The organism is Winogradskyella sp. ECml5-4 (assembly GCF_036903175.1).
Taxonomy (GTDB): Bacteria; Bacteroidota; Bacteroidia; order Flavobacteriales; family Flavobacteriaceae; genus Winogradskyella; species Winogradskyella damuponensis.
The window spans coordinates 157522-175787 of record NZ_JAYJLF010000006.1; the positions used below are offsets into that span (position 1 = coordinate 157522).

General features: G+C 32.0%; 15 protein-coding genes and 1 tRNA gene. 13 read left to right on the forward strand and 3 right to left on the reverse strand.

Annotated elements, in window-relative coordinates; genetic code table 11:
- Positions 1-2 precede the first annotated feature (2 nt).
- The 7 genes from VDP25_RS06930 to VDP25_RS06960 all read left to right on the forward strand — a co-directional run bounded on the left by VDP25_RS06930 (position 3) and on the right by VDP25_RS06960 (position 6915).
- A complete protein-coding gene (locus tag VDP25_RS06930; RefSeq protein ID WP_334468162.1) occupies positions 3-1763 on the forward strand; it encodes a GmrSD restriction endonuclease domain-containing protein in 1761 nt (586 codons plus the stop codon).
- A 24-nt stretch (positions 1764-1787) separates the two neighbouring features.
- The gene (locus VDP25_RS06935; protein ID WP_334468164.1) at positions 1788-1919 is read left to right on the forward strand and encodes a hypothetical protein; all 132 of its coding nucleotides are present in this window, start codon (positions 1788-1790) and stop codon (positions 1917-1919) included.
- A 3-nt stretch (positions 1920-1922) separates the two neighbouring features.
- Positions 1923-2546: a hypothetical protein gene (locus tag VDP25_RS06940; RefSeq protein ID WP_334468166.1), complete on the forward strand. Its 624-nt coding sequence runs from the start codon at positions 1923-1925 to the stop codon at positions 2544-2546.
- A gap of 49 nt (positions 2547-2595) precedes the next feature.
- Positions 2596-5448, forward strand: coding sequence for a type I restriction endonuclease subunit R (locus VDP25_RS06945; protein ID WP_334468168.1), 2853 nt, complete (start codon positions 2596-2598; stop codon positions 5446-5448).
- A 105-nt stretch (positions 5449-5553) separates the two neighbouring features.
- A complete protein-coding gene (locus VDP25_RS06950; protein ID WP_334468170.1) occupies positions 5554-6078 on the forward strand; it encodes a hypothetical protein in 525 nt (174 codons plus the stop codon).
- A 13-nt stretch (positions 6079-6091) separates the two neighbouring features.
- A complete protein-coding gene (locus VDP25_RS06955; RefSeq protein WP_334468171.1) occupies positions 6092-6466 on the forward strand; it encodes a helix-turn-helix domain-containing protein in 375 nt (124 codons plus the stop codon).
- Positions 6466-6915 (forward strand): hypothetical protein, encoded by a 450-nt coding sequence (locus tag VDP25_RS06960; protein ID WP_334468173.1) that lies wholly within the window; start codon positions 6466-6468, stop codon positions 6913-6915. The genes VDP25_RS06955 and VDP25_RS06960 overlap by 1 nt, the downstream gene beginning before the upstream one ends.
- Positions 6916-7011: 96 nt before the next feature.
- On the opposite strand, the gene VDP25_RS06965 is transcribed toward VDP25_RS06960, so the two are convergent.
- Both VDP25_RS06965 and VDP25_RS06970 read right to left on the reverse strand, forming a co-directional pair.
- Positions 7012-7347 (reverse strand): helix-turn-helix domain-containing protein, encoded by a 336-nt coding sequence (locus tag VDP25_RS06965; RefSeq protein WP_334468175.1) that lies wholly within the window; start codon positions 7345-7347, stop codon positions 7012-7014.
- Between the two features lie 165 nt (positions 7348-7512).
- Positions 7513-7594, reverse strand: a tRNA-Leu gene (locus VDP25_RS06970).
- A 179-nt stretch (positions 7595-7773) separates the two neighbouring features.
- On the opposite strand from VDP25_RS06970, the gene VDP25_RS06975 reads away from it, so the two are divergent.
- The 3 genes from VDP25_RS06975 (at position 7774) to pth (ending at position 10244) form a co-directional block, all read left to right on the forward strand.
- The gene (locus VDP25_RS06975; protein WP_215928094.1) at positions 7774-8715 is read left to right on the forward strand and encodes a ribose-phosphate pyrophosphokinase; all 942 of its coding nucleotides are present in this window, start codon (positions 7774-7776) and stop codon (positions 8713-8715) included.
- Between the two features lie 179 nt (positions 8716-8894).
- Positions 8895-9530: a 50S ribosomal protein L25/general stress protein Ctc gene (locus VDP25_RS06980; RefSeq protein WP_334468179.1), complete on the forward strand. Its 636-nt coding sequence runs from the start codon at positions 8895-8897 to the stop codon at positions 9528-9530.
- Between the two features lie 81 nt (positions 9531-9611).
- Positions 9612-10244: an aminoacyl-tRNA hydrolase gene (pth, locus tag VDP25_RS06985; protein ID WP_215928097.1), complete on the forward strand. Its 633-nt coding sequence runs from the start codon at positions 9612-9614 to the stop codon at positions 10242-10244.
- Positions 10245-10302: 58 nt separating this feature from the next.
- Here the strand turns inward: pth and VDP25_RS06990 are convergent, their stop codons facing one another.
- The gene (locus VDP25_RS06990; protein WP_334468183.1) at positions 10303-14268 is read right to left on the reverse strand and encodes a reprolysin-like metallopeptidase; all 3966 of its coding nucleotides are present in this window, start codon (positions 14266-14268) and stop codon (positions 10303-10305) included.
- 65 nt (positions 14269-14333) lie between these two features.
- Here VDP25_RS06990 and VDP25_RS06995 point away from each other — a divergent pair, with 65 nt between their 5' ends.
- The 3 genes from VDP25_RS06995 (at position 14334) to serS (ending at position 18010) form a co-directional block, all read left to right on the forward strand.
- On the forward strand, positions 14334-15266 hold the full coding sequence (locus VDP25_RS06995; protein WP_334468185.1) for a bifunctional riboflavin kinase/FAD synthetase: 933 nt from the start codon (positions 14334-14336) through the stop codon (positions 15264-15266).
- The gene (locus tag VDP25_RS07000; protein WP_334468187.1) at positions 15259-16566 is read left to right on the forward strand and encodes an HTTM domain-containing protein; all 1308 of its coding nucleotides are present in this window, start codon (positions 15259-15261) and stop codon (positions 16564-16566) included. Before VDP25_RS06995 ends, VDP25_RS07000 begins: the two co-directional genes overlap by 8 nt.
- Before the next feature lie 172 nt (positions 16567-16738).
- On the forward strand, positions 16739-18010 hold the full coding sequence (serS, locus tag VDP25_RS07005) for a serine--tRNA ligase (protein ID WP_334468189.1): 1272 nt from the start codon (positions 16739-16741) through the stop codon (positions 18008-18010).
- Positions 18011-18266: the final 256 nt, after the last annotated feature.

Genomic DNA, 18266 nt, shown 5'->3' on the forward strand with positions numbered 1-18266 from the left:
ATATGTCCATATTATTTAAAAAAGTAGATTATAACTTACAAAGTTTAATACAACAAATAGATATTGGTACTATTGGGCTACCAGATATTCAACGTCCTTTTGTTTGGAAAGACACTAAAGTAAGAGATTTGTTCGATTCTATGTACAAAGGCTACCCAGTAGGCTATTTTTTGTTTTGGGCAAACGCTCTATCAAATGATAGTAAAGGCATCGGTACAGATGGAAAACAAAAATCACCAGACTTATTAATAGTAGATGGTCAACAAAGATTAACATCATTATATGCGGTAACACGTGCACAAGAAATAATTAGAGAAAACTTTAATAAAGAACATATAGTCATTTCATTTAAACCCTTAGATGAAAAGTTCGAAATTCCTGATGCGGCATCCCGTAGAAGTCCAGAATACATCCAGAATATATCAGAAGTATTTGCACCCAATTCTAATTTGTTTTCTATAACCAATGATTTCGTTTCAAGATTAAAAACGTCTAGAGAACTATCAGACCAGCAGGTTTTAACCATTCAAAATAATATTCAAAAACTTAAAAACCTCGAAAACTACCCTTTTTCTGCATTAGAACTCAATGCTAGTATAAATGAAGAACAAGTGGCAGATGTTTTTGTTAGAATAAATAGCAAGGGCAAAAACTTAAATATGGCAGATTTCATCCTTACGCTTATGAGTGTTTTTTGGGATGAAGGCCGTAAAGAAATAGAAAGCTTTTGTGCCGAATCTCGTATTCCTAATAAAAACAAGGCAACAGCATTTAATTATATAATAGAGCCTAAGCCAGACCAAATGTTGCGTGTAGCAGTAGGTTTAGGATTTCATAGAGCTAGGTTGCAATATGTTTACAGTATTCTTAGAGGAAAAGACCTTGAAACAGGTAAGTTTAGTGATGAAAGACGTGTACAACAATTTGATAAATTAAAGGAGGCATTAAGTCAAACTTTAAATATTCAGAATTTTCACGACTTCTTAAAGGCAATTCATTTAGCAGGCTTTATCAAAGGTGATTACATCAGTTCTAATAATAATTTACTTTACAGTTATGTATTCTTTTTAATAGGCCGTATACAGTTTAATGTAAACCTACACGACCTTAAAAACTTAACTGCCAAATGGTTTTTTATGTGTACCCTCACAGGTAGATATACAGGGTCACCTGAAACAAAAATGGAAATTGATTTAGCTAAATTTAGAAAAGCTGAAACCGCGGAAGATTTTATAAACGAGCTAAATACGATTATAAATAATGCGATTACCGAAGATTTTTGGTCTGCTATACTACCCATTGATGGTTTAGCAACATCATCTTCAAGTTCACCGACATTGTATGCGTATTATGCTTCTTTAAGTATTTTAGACGCTAAAGGTTTGTTTTCCAATCTAAAAATTAATGACCTGTTGCAACAAGGAATTAGGTCTAAAAAATCAGCTTTAGAAAGACATCATTTATTTCCTAAAGCACATTTACAACGCATTGGGTTCAGTGAGCAAAGAGATAGAAATCAAATTGCAAATTATGCCTTAGTAGAATGGGATGATAATATAACGATATCAGATGCTCAACCATCAGAATATCTGTCAAAATACTTAAGCCGATTTAATGAAGAAGAAATTAAAAAAATGTACTACTGGCATTGTTTGCCCGAAAATTGGGTAGAAATGAATTATAGAGATTTTTTAGTTGAAAGACGTAAACTAATTGCATTGGTGATTAAAGATGCATTTCAGATATTAAAAGAACGACAATAAAAATTTATATTCTTATAGCTATCAATGAGTACACAACCAGAACAAGTATTAGAAAATCAGTTAATAGAGCAGTTATCAAATAGTGGTTATACTAAAGTTAGTATTCCTGATGAAGCTACTTTAATCGTTAGTAATAAAAAAAACATAAACCATTAGAAAATGATTACACAGGATCTACTTAATAACAAAGAAGGAATAAACTTATTACAACCTGAAGATTTAGATACTACAAATTTTATTTTATCGCTATATGGGGCAGACGACATAAACATATCAGAAGCCATTACCTATTTAAAAAATTACATAAGTATTAAATCACCAATAGAAGAACTGGCTTTAAAACATATAGCCCACAATTTTCAGTATTATAAGCAAACTGACGATACCATAATATACGATTTAGGTTTTGACAATATTTATTGTGCTATTTTAGAACATTCCGTTCTTGGTTTTTACGCCTTGTTAAAAGAATTTATATCACCATCCACGGAAGATTGGGAGCTTAAACAAATTCGTACATATAGTCCATTAAGTAATAGCTGCCTAGAAAAAGATTGTTGGGAATCAAAAAAAAGAAGTATTTCTCTAGAATGGGCGACAGCATCGAGAATGTTAGCGGATATAATCTGTAGTAAGTTTGACCAAAGTATATCTTCATTAAACAAACGCCTTTATGAAAAACTTGACAAGAAAAGTTTAGCTCATTTTTTTGATATCGAAGAGTTTGAAGCGTCATCAGGGTATGAGGATTACAGAGATTTAAAAAATATTCTCATGCTATAATAAACCGTTGTCAACTTCTTTATTAAAAACAAATATATTCAAAACCACAATGGCAACTCAACCAGAACAAGTATTAGAAAATCAGTTAATAGAACAACTATCAAATCAAGGCTATACAAAAGTGAGTATTCCTGATGAAGCTTCTTTATTATCTAATTTAAAAGCACAGTTAGAAAAGCATAATAATATTACGTTTACTACTAAAGAATTTGAGCGTGTTTTAAATATTCTAAGTAAAGGTTCTGTATTTGAAAAAGCCAAAACACTTAGAGAAAAACAGCATATTGTTAGAGATAACGGAGATAATTTATATTTCGAGTTTTTAAATACCGAGCATTGGTGTCAAAATCAATATCAAGTTACCAATCAAGTCACTATTGAGGGCAGTTATAAAAATCGCTATGATATTACCCTATTAGTCAACGGTTTACCATTAGTTCAAATAGAATTAAAGCGCAGAGGCTTAGAAATGAAAGAAGCCTTTAATCAAATAAATCGTTATCAAAGACATTCGTTTGGTGCTAAATCAGCCTTATTTCAATACGTGCAAATATTTGTAATTAGTAACGGTGTTAATACCAAATACTATGCAAACAACAGGCATCAATCATTTAAGCAAACATTCTATTGGGCAGATAAAGAAAACAAGCGTTTAACCAATATTTTAAATGGATTTACAAGTGAGTTTTTAGAGCCTTGTCATATCTCTAAAATGATATGTAAGTATATTGTTTTAAACGAAACGCATAAAATACTAATGGTGCTAAGACCCTATCAATATTATGCAGTAGAAAGCATTATAGATAAGGTTAAAAATAGTACGCACAACGGTTATATTTGGCATACTACAGGTTCAGGTAAAACATTGACTTCTTTTAAAGCAAGTCAAATAATTATGAAAATGCCACAAGTTAAAAAAGTGGTATTTGTAGTAGATAGAAAAGATTTAGATTATCAAACTACTAAAGAGTTTAATAGTTTTTCAAAAGGCAGTATAGATGGCACAGACAATACAAAGGCTTTAGTAAAACAGTTTAGTGATGATACAAAGATTATTGTAACTACCATTCAAAAGCTAAATACAGCGATTAGTAAAAAGAACTATTTAGCAAAGATGGAGCAACTCAAAGACGAACGTATTGTTTTCATTTTTGACGAATGTCATCGCAGTCAATTTGGCGACACACATAATAATATTAAAAAGTTCTTTACCAACCATCAAATGTTTGGTTTTACAGGCACACCAATATTTGCAGATAACGCAGTTAAAAACGAATTAGGAAAACGTACTACAAAAGAGTTATTTGGTGAGTGTTTGCATAAATATGTGATTACTGATGCTATTAAAGATGAAAATGTTTTAAAGTTTGCAGTAGAATATGTTGGTAAATACAAGCAAAAAGAATCAGCAACAGAAATAGATATTGAGGTAGAAGACATTGACCGTAAAGAGTTAATGGAATCACCAAAACGTTTAGAAAAAATTGCAGATTATATTATAGCAAATCACAACCGTAAAACACACAACAAAGAGTTTACAGGAATGTTTTGTGTGGGTAGTACAGATATGTTGGTCAATTACTATGATATTCTACATCGTAAAAAAGAAGCTGGAGAACATAATCTAAAAATAGCAACCATATTTAGTTATGTAGCTAACGAAGAAGATGCAGATGCAAACGGATATATTCCAGAAGAAGTTTCAGTAGTTGAAGAATCACCTGCTTTATATGGCTTAAATGTTCATAAAAGAGATAAATTAGAAAGTTATATAGGGCATTACAATGAGATGTTTGGTTCTAATTTCTCTACAAAAGACAGTCAGTCATTTTACAATTATTACAACGATATATCAAAGAAAGTCAAAGAACGTAAAATTGATATTCTGTTAGTCGTAAATATGTTTTTAACAGGTTTTGATAGTCCATCATTAAATACATTATATGTAGATAAGAATTTAAAATATCACGGTTTAATACAAGCATATTCAAGAACAAACAGAATTATAAACGAGCAGAAATCACAAGGTAATATTGTAGTATTTCGTAATCTTAAAAAAGTTACCGACGAAGCCATAACATTATTTAGCAACAAAGAAGCGATTGATGTTATTATAATGGAACCTTATGAGGATTATGTACAAAAATTTGACGAAGCTTATCACAATCTTTTGCAGTTAGTACCTACAGTAAATAGTGTTAATGAATTAGCAAGTGAAGTAGATGAATTAGAGTTTATTAAGGCATTTAGAGAGTTAATGCGTTTAAAAAACACAATGACAACTTTTGCTAATTTCGATTGGGAAGATTTAGCAATGGCAGAACAATTGTTTAATGATTACAGAAGTAAGTATCTTGATTTATGGCAGAAAACAAAACACGATAATGCCAAAGAAAAAGTATCAATCTTAGATGATGTAGATTTTGAGTTAGAATTAATTCATAGAGACGAAATCAATGTTGCTTATATTTTAAAACTTCTAGCCTCTTTAAAAGATGTTAAAAAAGAAGAACAAGAAGCTAAGAAAAAAGAGATAATAGATGCTTTAACAGGTGAAGCTAATTTAAGAAGCAAACGAGAACTAATCGAAAAATTTATAGAAGACAATTTACCTGCTATAGACGATTCAGAAACGATACCACAAGAGTTTGAAAAGTTCTGGAGTGAAGAACAACAAAAAGCATTTGAAGTATTTATAAAAGAAGAAAACCTATCATCAGATAAAACACAAAAACTAATTGAAGATTACCTCTATGCAGAAAGAGAACCATTAAGGGATGAGTTGTTAGATTTAATAGAAGGAGATAAACCAAGTGTCTTGAAACGTAAATCAATAGGAGATAGAATTTTAAATAAAGTAATAAACTTTGTAGAGACTTTTATTAATGGAATGGATAATTAAATAATAAATATTTAAGTTCGTAAGATGAATATTATACTTTTGAATAAGTATTTTTAATCACAAAATTAACTTAAAAGTGAAAAATATTTGTAAATTAACTTATAAGTGAATAACTTTGCACACATAAAACCAATTGCCCAACACAAAAAGGTAAGCTATTATTCAGTATGTATTAATGATAATGAAGTCTCTTTATTTGAGGAATTTATCAAGAAACATACAAAAACCAATAAAAAAAAACTGGACCATATTCTTAATTGGCTGAAAGTTATAGGTAATAAATATGGAGCTCAAACACATCATTTTAGACCAGAAGGAGAAACAGCAGATACTTCCGCACTTCCACCAAAAGGAATTAAACGGAAACCACATTACACAGAAAATGATAAGAAAAAAGCAAACAATTTACGATTATACTGTTTAAGAGCTAATGAACATATTGTTTTCTTATTTAATGGAGACATTAAAACAGCAGATAAAGCTCAACTTTGCCCAAATGTTAAAGATCATTTTAAATTAGCAAACAAGATTACTGAAGCAATTGATAATGCTTTTAGAGAACAAGACATCACTTGGAGTGAAGATTACACACAAATAGAATGCGAAGAAGATTTTAAAATCTATTTCTAAAACACATCACACTATGAAATTTCCAAAAAACAACATAATAGATAATTGGTTAAATGATAATGGCAATCCCGAAATAGCAAGATTAGTTGAAAAGAACCTTGCTCTATCAGAAAAAATCAATTCCATTTTAAACGAACGTGACATTAAGAAGGGAGAGTTTGCCAAAATGTTAGACAAATCACCTTCTGAAGTATCTAAGTGGCTTTCAGGCACACACAACCTCACAATGAAAAGCATTAATAAAATGGAATTTGTTTTAGGTATTGATTTGATTAGTATTGAGCCTATTAAAGAAATTGAATATGTTTATTTAGGCTCTATTCCAGGTGGCTGTATTGAAGATGCGATTAACGGTTATGAGGAAACAAACTATAGCGAAGCAAGTTAATGAATAAAGAGGTTAAAATAGATCCAGAAAAAATACACCTGTTTCACATAAACATCGTGGAAAGCTCTATTAAAGATGTTGCTAAAAAAGGAGATAACAACTTTAAAATAAATATAGCACAAACCACCATGCATAATTTGAAAGATGAAAGGGTTAAAATAGGATTATTTATAGATTTAATACACGACGAAGTATCTTCTGATTCTAAAGCTCGTTTTGTTTTCGATTTTCATTTTAAAATTGAAGAACTAAGTAATTACTTCAAATTAAAGGAAGATAACTCCCCAATCTTTACTGGGGTATTAATAGCTACGCTTTTAGGCATTAGTTTTTCTACGGCTAGAGGCATCATATTTGAAAGACTATCAAATACAAATATGCAAGGCATGATTCTACCAGTAGTATCACCTCAAAAAATGTTAGCTCTTCAAAAAAAGGACAACTCTTAATAGAAAAATTTAGAACGAATAATTTAAACGACTAGTAGTTTATAAATATCTAACACATCCACGCTCGCATGGAGACATTAAAAGAAACAATCCAAATTATTCAAACTTCAATGAATTTTTAATCAAGTAATCTGAGGACACACGCTCAATATCATCGTTAGTATATTGTTTGTGTAGTATTATCCAATTATTTATTTCATCTTTCTGAAAATACAAACGTTTACCACGTTTTGAATGTGGTATTTCCCTTGTGCTGGTTAATTTATATATGGCAGATGGTGTAATACTCAAATATGCTGCGACCTCTTTTACATTCATTAATTCGGGTATGACAACACCTTTATTTGTAGTTTCCCTAGCAGTATAAATATTTTGTAAAAGTTTTTCAATTCTATCTAATCGCTCATTAATCATTTCAAAAGGATTTTCCATTTAGTGTTTTTTAAAGCTAAAATCGATTAAAATTAGAAAGATTGCAAAATACTTCAAACCCATAAAACAGTTAATTATAGCATATTTTATTGACTAAATAATGACTAAAAACCAAATAAAAAAACCGTAAAATACTTATTTAAAGCATATTACGGTTTCACCTAGTACTCAAGGCGGGAATCGAACCCGCACGTCTCGCGACATTGGATTTTGAATCCAACGTGTCTACCAATTCCACCACTTGAGCAATTAAAAATAATTGGTAACTTCTAAACTGCTAATGCAATTTTGGACTGCAAAAATAGAAAATTATTTCTGTCAACCTATCAAAATTAGTAGGTTTTATCCTTTTTGTAGTAAAATAATTTTCTAAATTTGAAGCAAATAAAAAACACAACACAACACCAACCAAATAACTGATATCAAATGTCATACGAAACCAAAGAAGCCAAATTTTTTGCTTGTACACAAAGCACTGACCTTGCAGAACAAATTGCAAAATCCTACGGTGTTAAACTAGGAAATGTAATTACATCTACTTATAGTGATGGCGAATTTCAACCATCTTACGAGGAATCTATTAGAGGCACACGTGTTTTTATTATTGGATCTACGCATCCAGGACCAAAGAATTTAATGGAAATGCTTTTAATGATAGATGCTGCTAAGCGTGCTTCGGCAAGACACGTCACTGCTGTTATGCCATATTTTGGTTGGGCAAGACAAGATAGAAAAGACAAACCTAGAGTTCCTATTGCTGCAAAATTAGTAGCTAAAATGTTAGAAGCAGCTGGTGCAACACGAATTATCACGATGGATTTACATGCTGATCAAATTCAAGGATTCTTTGAAAAACCTGTAGATCATTTATTCGCTTCAACCATATTTTTACCATATTTAAAAAGCTTAAACTTAGACAACCTAACCATAGCTTCACCAGATATGGGAGGTTCAAAACGTGCCTATGCCTATTCTAAAGCATTAAAAAGCGATGTTGTTATCTGTTACAAACAACGTGCAAAAGCAAATGTTATTTCTCATATGGAACTCATTGGAGATGTTACTGGTAAAAATGTTGTTTTAGTAGATGACATGGTAGATACAGCTGGGACATTAACCAAAGCCGCAGATTTAATGATGGAACGTGGTGCTTTAAGTGTAAGAGCTATTTGTACACACCCTATTTTATCAGGCTCTGCTTATGAAAGACTTGAAGCTTCTAAACTTGAAGAATTAATTGTTACCAATTCTATTCCTTTAAAACAAGAAAGCAAAAAATTAAAAGTCTTGAGTTGCGCCGATTTATTTGCCGAAGTTATGCACCATGTACACCATAACGAATCTATTAGTAACAAATTTATAATGTAAATCTAGATTTTAAGCCCTTTTCAGACGAGACTTAAGGCTGAAAAAATGCTTATTTAATTTCAAAAAAAAGTGGTCTTATAAAAAATAGTCCACTAACACTAGTATTTTCATATAATATACCTAAATTTGCAGCCCTCAAAATGAGGGAATTAAATTTTATATAAACAAACATTTTAAAAATGAAATCAATTACAATTAACGGATCTCAAAGAGAAAGCGTAGGCAAAAAGGCAACGAAGGCCTTACGTAATGCTGGTCAGGTTCCTTGCGTTATATACGGAGGAGACAAAGCTTTGCATTTCTCAGCACCAGAATTAGCTTTCTCAAAACTTGTATACACACCTAACGCACACACAGTTGTGATTGCTTTAGATAACGGTGAAGAATACAATGCAGTAATGCAAGATATTCAATTTCACCCTGTAACAGACAGAATTACACACGTAGATTTCTATCAAATTTTCGAAAACAAAGCGATTACAATGGAAATCCCTGTGAAAACAATAGGATCTTCTAAAGGTGTAATGAATGGTGGTAACTTAAGAATGCCTTACCGTAAACTTAGAGTAAAAGCTATCCCTTCTAAATTACCAGATTTTATTGAAATCGATATTACTCCATTAAAAATTGGAAGTAAATTCTATATCACTGAATTAGAAAACGAAGATTACAAATTCTTACACCCAGACAATACTGTTGTTTGTCAAGTAAGACGAAGCAGATTAGCTGTTGTTGATGCTGATGACGATGACGATGATGAAGCAGGAGATGTACCAGCTACTGAAACTGACGATGTTGCTGCAGTAAAAGAATAGATTATTACAATTTTCAAATATTTAAAAAGCATTCTATTTATAGGATGCTTTTTTTATTTTTACACAAAGATGAAATACTCTATGTATAAACTTTTAAAAAAATGGTTTGGTTTTAGCGATAAAGCTAAACTTACAGAAGACGATATAATGAAAAAATTCTTAATTGTTGGCTTAGGAAACATTGGAGAAAAATATACCCATACCAGACACAACATTGGCTTTAAAATTCTTGATCATTTAGCTGAAACTAATGCAGTGTCCTTTGAAACTGTAAAACTAGGTGATGTAGCGACTTTAAAAATTAAAGGAAGAACCTTAATTCTTTTAAAGCCTAGCACATTTATGAATCTCAGCGGAAAGGCCATAAAATATTGGTTAGAAAAAGAAAAAATACCTTTAGAAAATCTACTCGTTGTAACAGATGATTTGAATCTGCCTTTTGGATCACTACGCCTTAAAACAAAAGGTAGTGACGGAGGACACAACGGCTTAAAAGATACACAAGACAAATTGCAAACCGTAAAGTATAACCGTTTTAGATTTGGTATTAGTGACGAATTTAGCAAAGGAAGGCAGGTAGATTACGTTTTAGGCGAATGGAATGAAGAGGAAAATTCTAAACTCGATGAGCGCTTAAAAATTTCCGCAGAACTTATTAAATCTTTCGCCTTAGCTGGTGTAAATACAACAATGAATCAATTTAATGGAAAATAAAAAAGCTGTCTGAAAAATTATATTTTCAGACAGCTTATACTAATTTCTACTCTGTAAGTTAGTTCACTACAATTTTCTTAATAATTTGATGATTTCCATCTTTAACTTTTACCAAATATATACCAGACTGTATCTGACTTAAATTTATTTGTTCATCAACTATTTGAGTAGAGTTAAAACGTTTTTCAAAAATTCTTCTACCATTAATATCATAAACCTCAATATCAACTTTATTAGATATAGGATTACGCATTGTAATATTAAATGTTCCGTTATTAGGATTTGGATAGATATTTAAATCCGAATTAAATGTAACTTCATTTACAGATAACAAAGGAAGCACACACAATTCTAGTGTAAACTCTTCTATTGATCCTCCATCTCCATTAGCATCATCAACTACGGTTAACGTCCAATCTCCTGCTGCAGATTCTCCATATATGGCTGACAAATCACCTTCTGGTAAAAAGCTTCCCGTAAATGGAGCTGAAGCACTAGAGATTGATGCAGAAGCCTCTCCATCAAATAAAGTATCTGTATAATTATCACCACTACCACCATTATCTGTAGACAATTCTACAACTGTTCCACTCGGACTAGTTATTGATATATCTAAATCTGAAGCGTAAGAATGTGAGATATTTAGTAAGACATTAACATCAGACACCAAACCAGTATTAGCAATAGAAATTGTAGAGGTATATACAACATTACCTACATTAGATATAGTAATTGGAGTATCTGTTGCTGAAGTTATACTACATTCAAAATCACATACGTCACCTATTCCATTTTCATTTGTATCAGCTTGATCTGTATTGGCATATAAAGGACAATTATCATTATCATTTAAAATTGTATCACCATCAATATCATCATCACAAACATCACCTATACCGTCTCCATCTAAATCTGCTTGATCTGAATTTGCTGTCATTGGACAATTGTCTGAATCATTAGGTATACCATCATTATCATCATCTGCTTGAATCACACCACATATTTCAATAGACCAACTCTCTAAATTACCTCCAATAAAAAATTCTGTATCAGACGCATTTAAAATCCAATCACCACCTGAAAGGCTTCCATTTAATGCTGATAAATCTCCTTCTGGCTGAAAAGCGCCTGTAAAAGGAGCCACACCTGCAGTTATTAATGCACCTGCCTCATTGTCAAACACAGTTCCAACATAATCACTACCATTACCTCCATTACTTGTTGACAATGGAATTTCTGTTCCGTTTGGAGCTATTAGCTTTAAAGTAACATCTCCTACCCAATTATGAGTTACATTTACAGTTACATTTATGTCACTGATTATTGATGGTGTTGGTACATTTATAATTGAACTAACACCTGAAGTATTAAAATCTGGAATACTTAACGGTGTATCTGCAGAATCATATGATGCACATGAAATATTTGCCGTCGTAAAGCTAGATTGCGAGTAATTCCCCAATCCACAATCATTACTACTTCTCACTCTCCAAAAATAAGAAGTAAGAACATTTAAAGTCGTAACTGTATATGTTGGGTTATCAACTGTTGATGTTGCAACAATATTAGTAAATCCTGCATCTGTAGCTACATCAATGTCATACATTGTAGCATTTGAATCTGCATCCCAAGTAAAAACAGCAGCATCTGCAGGTACGTCAGTAGACCCATTAGAAGGAGTTAATAAATTTAAAGTAGATAAATTAGAGTCATATACATTAAATTCTACTTCAGAAGTTTTAGTTATTACACCAGAGGTACCAACCAAATTAAATGGATAATTCCCTGACGATAAAGCTCCAATACCATTAATAGTAACTGTAACCTCTGTACCATCTGCAGTTGCTGAAGATGGAGAAAAAGTGGCAGTTACACCTCCAGGTAAATCCGAAGCACTAAAAATAGTGGTGTCAGAAAAGCCTAAAAACGTATTATAAGTAAAGGTAAACACAGCATTATCTGGCGTACAAACATCTACAGAACTTTCAGCAACATTAAGAACAAATTCTGATTCTTGAATGGTGAAGTTTGTAGGATTTATAGCGTAGAAAATATTGTTATTTCCTTCTACTTTAACTCTAACAGTTGTTGAGTCACCACCTGTAATTGGTACAGTAACATCGTGTGATCCATCATTTGGCACAGCAGTAGCCATTACAAATGGAAATGTATAACCACCATCTGTAGACAATAAGATATTTACCGTAGGTGTATTAACAGAACCACTGTCTGTATTAGCCACATCCCAAGTTACAGTTTGACTAGATCCTGCATCCCAAATTTCATTAGTAGTTTGAGACGTTACCACAAAAGGCCCTGAAGCATCCTCAACTGTAACAGTCATCGTATCAAAATCACTTTGAGGCGTTTGCCCAACTCCATCTGCCTCACTTCTATCTCTTATAGTTAGTGCAAAATTTAAAGTTCTCCCAACATTAGATACCGTTTCCCAAGAGGAATTATTTGCCGTTACTACTGGATTTGTTTCTGTTAATTGTCCAGAAATTACACGTTCAATAATTGGCATATAACGATCTGGTGATGTACTTGGAGGTCGCGATCTCCAAACTGCACCAGAGGTTTTATTTGGTCCAAAATTCCCAAAATTTGTTGTCCCATCGTCAATTTGCTCCCATGTATATGTTAAAACATCACTTCCATCAGCATCTGTAGCGGCTCCTTTTAAAACAAAAGCAGTTCCAACAGGTATGGTATAATCTAATCCTGCATTTGATACTGGAGGGTTATTAGTAATAGGAGTACTTGTCCAACACGTTCTTACATTAAGATTATCTAATATTTGCGTAATAGAGGCATAATGAAAATATGGATCTGAATGATCTTGCACATCATTATTACCTGTAATACCTGCATAACCCATAATTGTTGTACCACTACCTGGCTCTACATTTACACCTGTGTTTTCAGAAAAGTTTGAATACGTATGGTTTGCCCCTAGTTGGTGCCCCATTTCATGTGGTACGTAATCAATATCAAAGAAATCTGACATATATGGTCCTCCATCATTGTCTGTAAATTCATGAGCAGAAAAACCGCTTCCTTTTTCTCCATCTACACAAACACAACCTATACAACCTGCATTTCCGTTGTTATCATCATAAGTAAATAAATGACCTATATCGTAATTTGCTTCACCTATATTATTAGTCAATGTGGTTTGTAATTGCGAATTTAAACTACCTGTGTAAGGGTCTGAACCAGCATTTGCATATATAATTTCTTTTCCTGTAACTAAAACAAATGTTACAGCCATATCAACTTCATAGATTTCATTAACTCTATTTAAAGTTGAAACAACCTGAGCCAAAGCATCGTCTTGAGCATCACCATTACCAGCATTGCCATCATCCCAAAAGTTAGTGTATTCACCCGTTGTTGAAATTGCAATTCTAAGAGTTCTCAATATTTGATCATTAGCATCTCTACCTGCATATTCAATAGTATCGTTTTCTATAAATACATCTTCTGTTAAACATTCAAATTCTTTTAAATTTTCTGTCCGCGCAGCTCTATTATATAGAATATACGAAGTAGCATCTGTTTTACTCAATGGTACTAGAAAATGCATTGGCGCATCAGGATAGGTTACCATACTTTGCAAACCTTGAGGAGTAACACTAAAACGTGCTCTTGCGCCTGGCACTCTAGTACTAAACCCTAAATATGTTTTAATATTAGGATGCTCTAGAGATAATTCTTCGGATAAAACAGGAGTTTCAACAACCATAAACTGTTCTAATTCACCTTCTAAATTAGGAAGGTAAACCTTAGTATTAGATGTCGTTGTTGTAGCAGAACGCAATGGAGCATTAATTAATTGCGCTTTAAAGGTCTCTATATCTAATTGATATGTCTGATAAAATTTTTGATTAAGAGTTGAATTGCTTCCATTAGCATTCAGCTCATTTTTATTCGTTTTTTTCCAATAACTCTGCTGAGCTGTTACTGAAAATACAGATAAAAATAAGGATAATGCCAAAACAAAATGTAGCTTTGTTTTCATAAATGTTTGTATAAAAATTAAGATTCTTCGAAATTAAGGTTTTTTTTTACAAATATTTGTTAAAAATGAACACTTATAAAATACAACGCTTGACTTCAATTTTAGCAAAAGTAACAACCATTGGCACCTTTGACGGTGTACACATTGGACATCAAAAAATACTAAAACAAGTTGTAAAACTTGCTCAAGACAGTGGTCATATTCCTGTGGTATTAACCTTATTTCCGCACCCTAGAATGGTGCTTCAAAAAGATGTTTCCATAAAATTACTAAACACTATTGATGAACGAATAGATTTATTAAAAGCACATGGAATAAAAGAGGTTATTGTCAAAAAATTTACTAAAGAATTTGCTAACCTTTCTGCTAAAAACTATGTAAAACAGATTTTGGTAGACGAACTCAACACCAAACAAATTGTTATTGGTTATGACCATCACTTTGGAAAAAACCGAAATGCAAATATTAAAGACTTAAAAGAATTTGCCCAACTCTATAGTTTTAAAGTCGAAGAAATTTCTGCACAAGATATTAAAGATGTAACCGTAAGTTCTACTAAAATTAGAAAAGCATTAAACAACGGAGAAGTTGCATTAGCAAATTCTTTTTTGGGTTATAATTATTTTATTACTGGAACTGTAATTAAAGGAAAAGGCTTAGGAAGAACTATTAATTTTCCTACTGCAAATATTCATATTAAAGAGGCTTACAAATTAATTCCTCGAGATGGTGTTTATATCGTACAATCTAAATTTGAAGGTAACACTATTTTTGGAATGATGAATATTGGCTCTAATCCAACAGTTGAAGGCAAAACACGTTCTATCGAGGTTCATTTTTTCAACTTTAAAGAGAACATCTACAATGCTAAGCTAAAAATTGAATTCCTAAAACGCCTGAGAAGTGAAGAAAAGTTTGAAAATCTTGAGGCTTTAAAAATTCAACTTAAAAAAGATATGATAGATGCTTCCGATTATATAAAAACATTAAATGAATAAGTTTTTATTTAAACATATTGATAATTCAGGGCTCATTGTTTTTAGAGTCATTTTTGGATTATTATGTTTTTTAGAAGCCGTTGGAGCTATTTTTACAGGTTGGATACAACGCACCTTAATAGAACCTGAATTTACATTTTCATTTATTGGTTTCGAGTGGTTACAGCCATTACCTGGCAATTGGATGTACATTTATTACCTCGTCATGGGTGTTTTTGGGCTCTTTATAATGCTAGGCTTCAAATACCGATTTAGCATGGTAATGTTTGCATTAATGTGGACAGCCACTTACCTCATGCAAAAATCATCATACAATAATCATTATTACCTACTTGTCCTATTGAGTTTTTTAATGGTGTTTTTACCCGCAAATCGTTATGCTTCATTAGATGTAAAATTAAAACCATCGCTCAAAAGTATTTCAATGCCTAGTTGGTGTAAATGGATTTTTGTCCTGCAACTATTTATCCTTTATTCTTATGCTTCTGCAGCAAAACTCTATCCAGATTGGCTAGATGCTTCTGTTATTGAAATCCTAATGAGAAACAAAGCCAATTACCCTATTATTGGTGAACTTTTACAGCAAAACACCGTACATTATATTTTGGCTTACGGAGGCATTCTATTTGATGGTTTAATTATTCCTCTGCTACTCTTTAAGCCTACTCGAAAATATGCATTTTTTGCATCTATTTTCTTTCATTTATTTAACTCTATTGTCTTTCAGATTGGTATTTTCCCATACATGTCGTTAGCCTTTAGCTTGTTCTTTTTTGATCCTAAAACCATAAAAAATATCTTCTTAAAGAAGAAGCCCTTTTATGACGCTAATGCTATCATTGTTCCAAAATACAAACCCATATTAGTTTCGTTTTTCTCAATTTACTTTATGGTTCAAATAGCTTTACCTCTTAGACATCATTTCTTTAAAGACGATGTGTTATGGACCGAAGAAGGTCATCGCCTATCTTGGAGAATGATGCTCAGAGCAAAAAGTGGCAGAACAACCTATTCTGTAATTAACGCCAATACGAATAAAGCTATTCCTATAAAGCTAGATGATTATCTGACCAAAAAGCAGCAACGAGGTGCAAGTAGTAAACCCGATGTTATTTGGCAATTTGCACAACACCTTAAACAAGATTTTGCTAAACAAGGAATCCCTGTTAAAGTGTTTGTAAAATCTTATGTAAGCGTAAACGGTAAACCCTCAAAACAACTCATAGACCCTAAAGTTGATATTGCAAACGAAGAATGGCAGCATTTTAAGCATCACGATTGGATATTACCTTCAGAATAGGATTTAGTTGAGAATGAAAAGGTTGAAATTCGTGTCTAAAAAACAGAAACTCGACCAAGACCCAAATCCTCAGTCAAAATTGACCACTTTATATTTTTTTCTGCTTATTTTATTTTTACTTTTGTTTCCTGTTTTTACTGAGCTCAATTGGTAAAAACCTAAATTAAAAGATATGTTACAAGTTGCTTTTATTAAAGAGAATAAAGAAGACATCATAGCTCGTTTAGCAAAACGAAATATTGATGCTACCGAAATGATTAATGAAGCTATTGCTTTAGATGAAGACCGTAAAGCTCTTCAGACCTCATTAGATAATACAAAAGCAGAATCAAACGCATTATCTAAAGAAATTGGTAATTTGTTCAAATCTGGAGAAACTCAAAAAGCAAATCTTTTAAAAGAGAAGACCACGCAATTAAAAGAATCTACTAAAAACTTTGAACAAGAGCTAAACGACAAAGCTAATGCCCTTGCAGAGTTATTGTATAAGATTCCTAATGTCCCAAACCCTATTGTTCCTGCAGGAAATACAGACGAAGACAATGAAGAAACATTTAGAGAAGGTGATATTCCAAAATTACATGACGGCGCTTTACCACATTGGGAATTAGCAAAAAAATACAACATCATTGATTTTGAATTAGGAAACAAAATCACAGGTGCTGGTTTTCCTGTTTACATTGGTAAAGGTGCTAGATTACAACGTGCACTTATTGCATATTTCTTAGACAAAAACACTGAGGCTGGTTATACAGAATACCAAGTACCACATTTAGTCAATGAAGCGTCTGGCTTTGGAACTGGACAATTACCAGATAAAGAAGGACAGATGTATCATGTTACTTTAGATAATTTATATTTAATTCCAACTGCAGAAGTACCTGCAACAAATATTTTTAGAGACACACTTTTAAACGAAAGTGATTTACCTATTAGTATTACAGGTTACACACCTTGTTTTAGACGTGAAGCAGGAAGTTATGGTGCACATGTTAGAGGACTAAATCGCTTACACCAATTTGATAAAGTTGAAATTCTAAGAGTTGAACATCCTGATAATTCTTACAAAGCTTTAGATAGCATGGTAAATCATGTAAAAGGAATTTTACAAGACTTAAAATTACCATACAGAATACTAAGATTATGCGGTGGAGATTTAGGATTTACCTCTGCTCTAACTTATGATTTTGAAGTATTTTCAACAGCACAAGACCGTTGGCTAGAAGTATCTTCTGTTTCTAATTTTGAAACGTTTCAAGCCAACCGTTTAAAATTACGTTTTAAAAATAACGATGGTAAAAATGAATTATGCCACACACTTAACGGAAGCTCTTTAGCATTACCTAGAATTTTGGCTGGTATTTTAGAAAACTGCCAAACCGAAAATGGTATTAAAATCCCAGAAGTTTTAGTGCCTTACACTGGATTTGACATGATATCGTAACGCCATAAATTAATTCATATTTTATGCGAATTGTTAAACAAATATGTATTTCATCGATTATTAAGGCATTTCTTCGTTTTATTTGAATATTTTTCAGAAGTTAGTGCTTCCAAATCAGAATAACCTAATTATGAAAAACTTAAAACGAATTGTATTACTTGTTTCATTAATTGTTATGGTAAGCAAAGTTTTGTTTTAACTATTTTCATTTAGAAATAATAAAACAGAACCAAGACAGAATAATTGAATCATATTT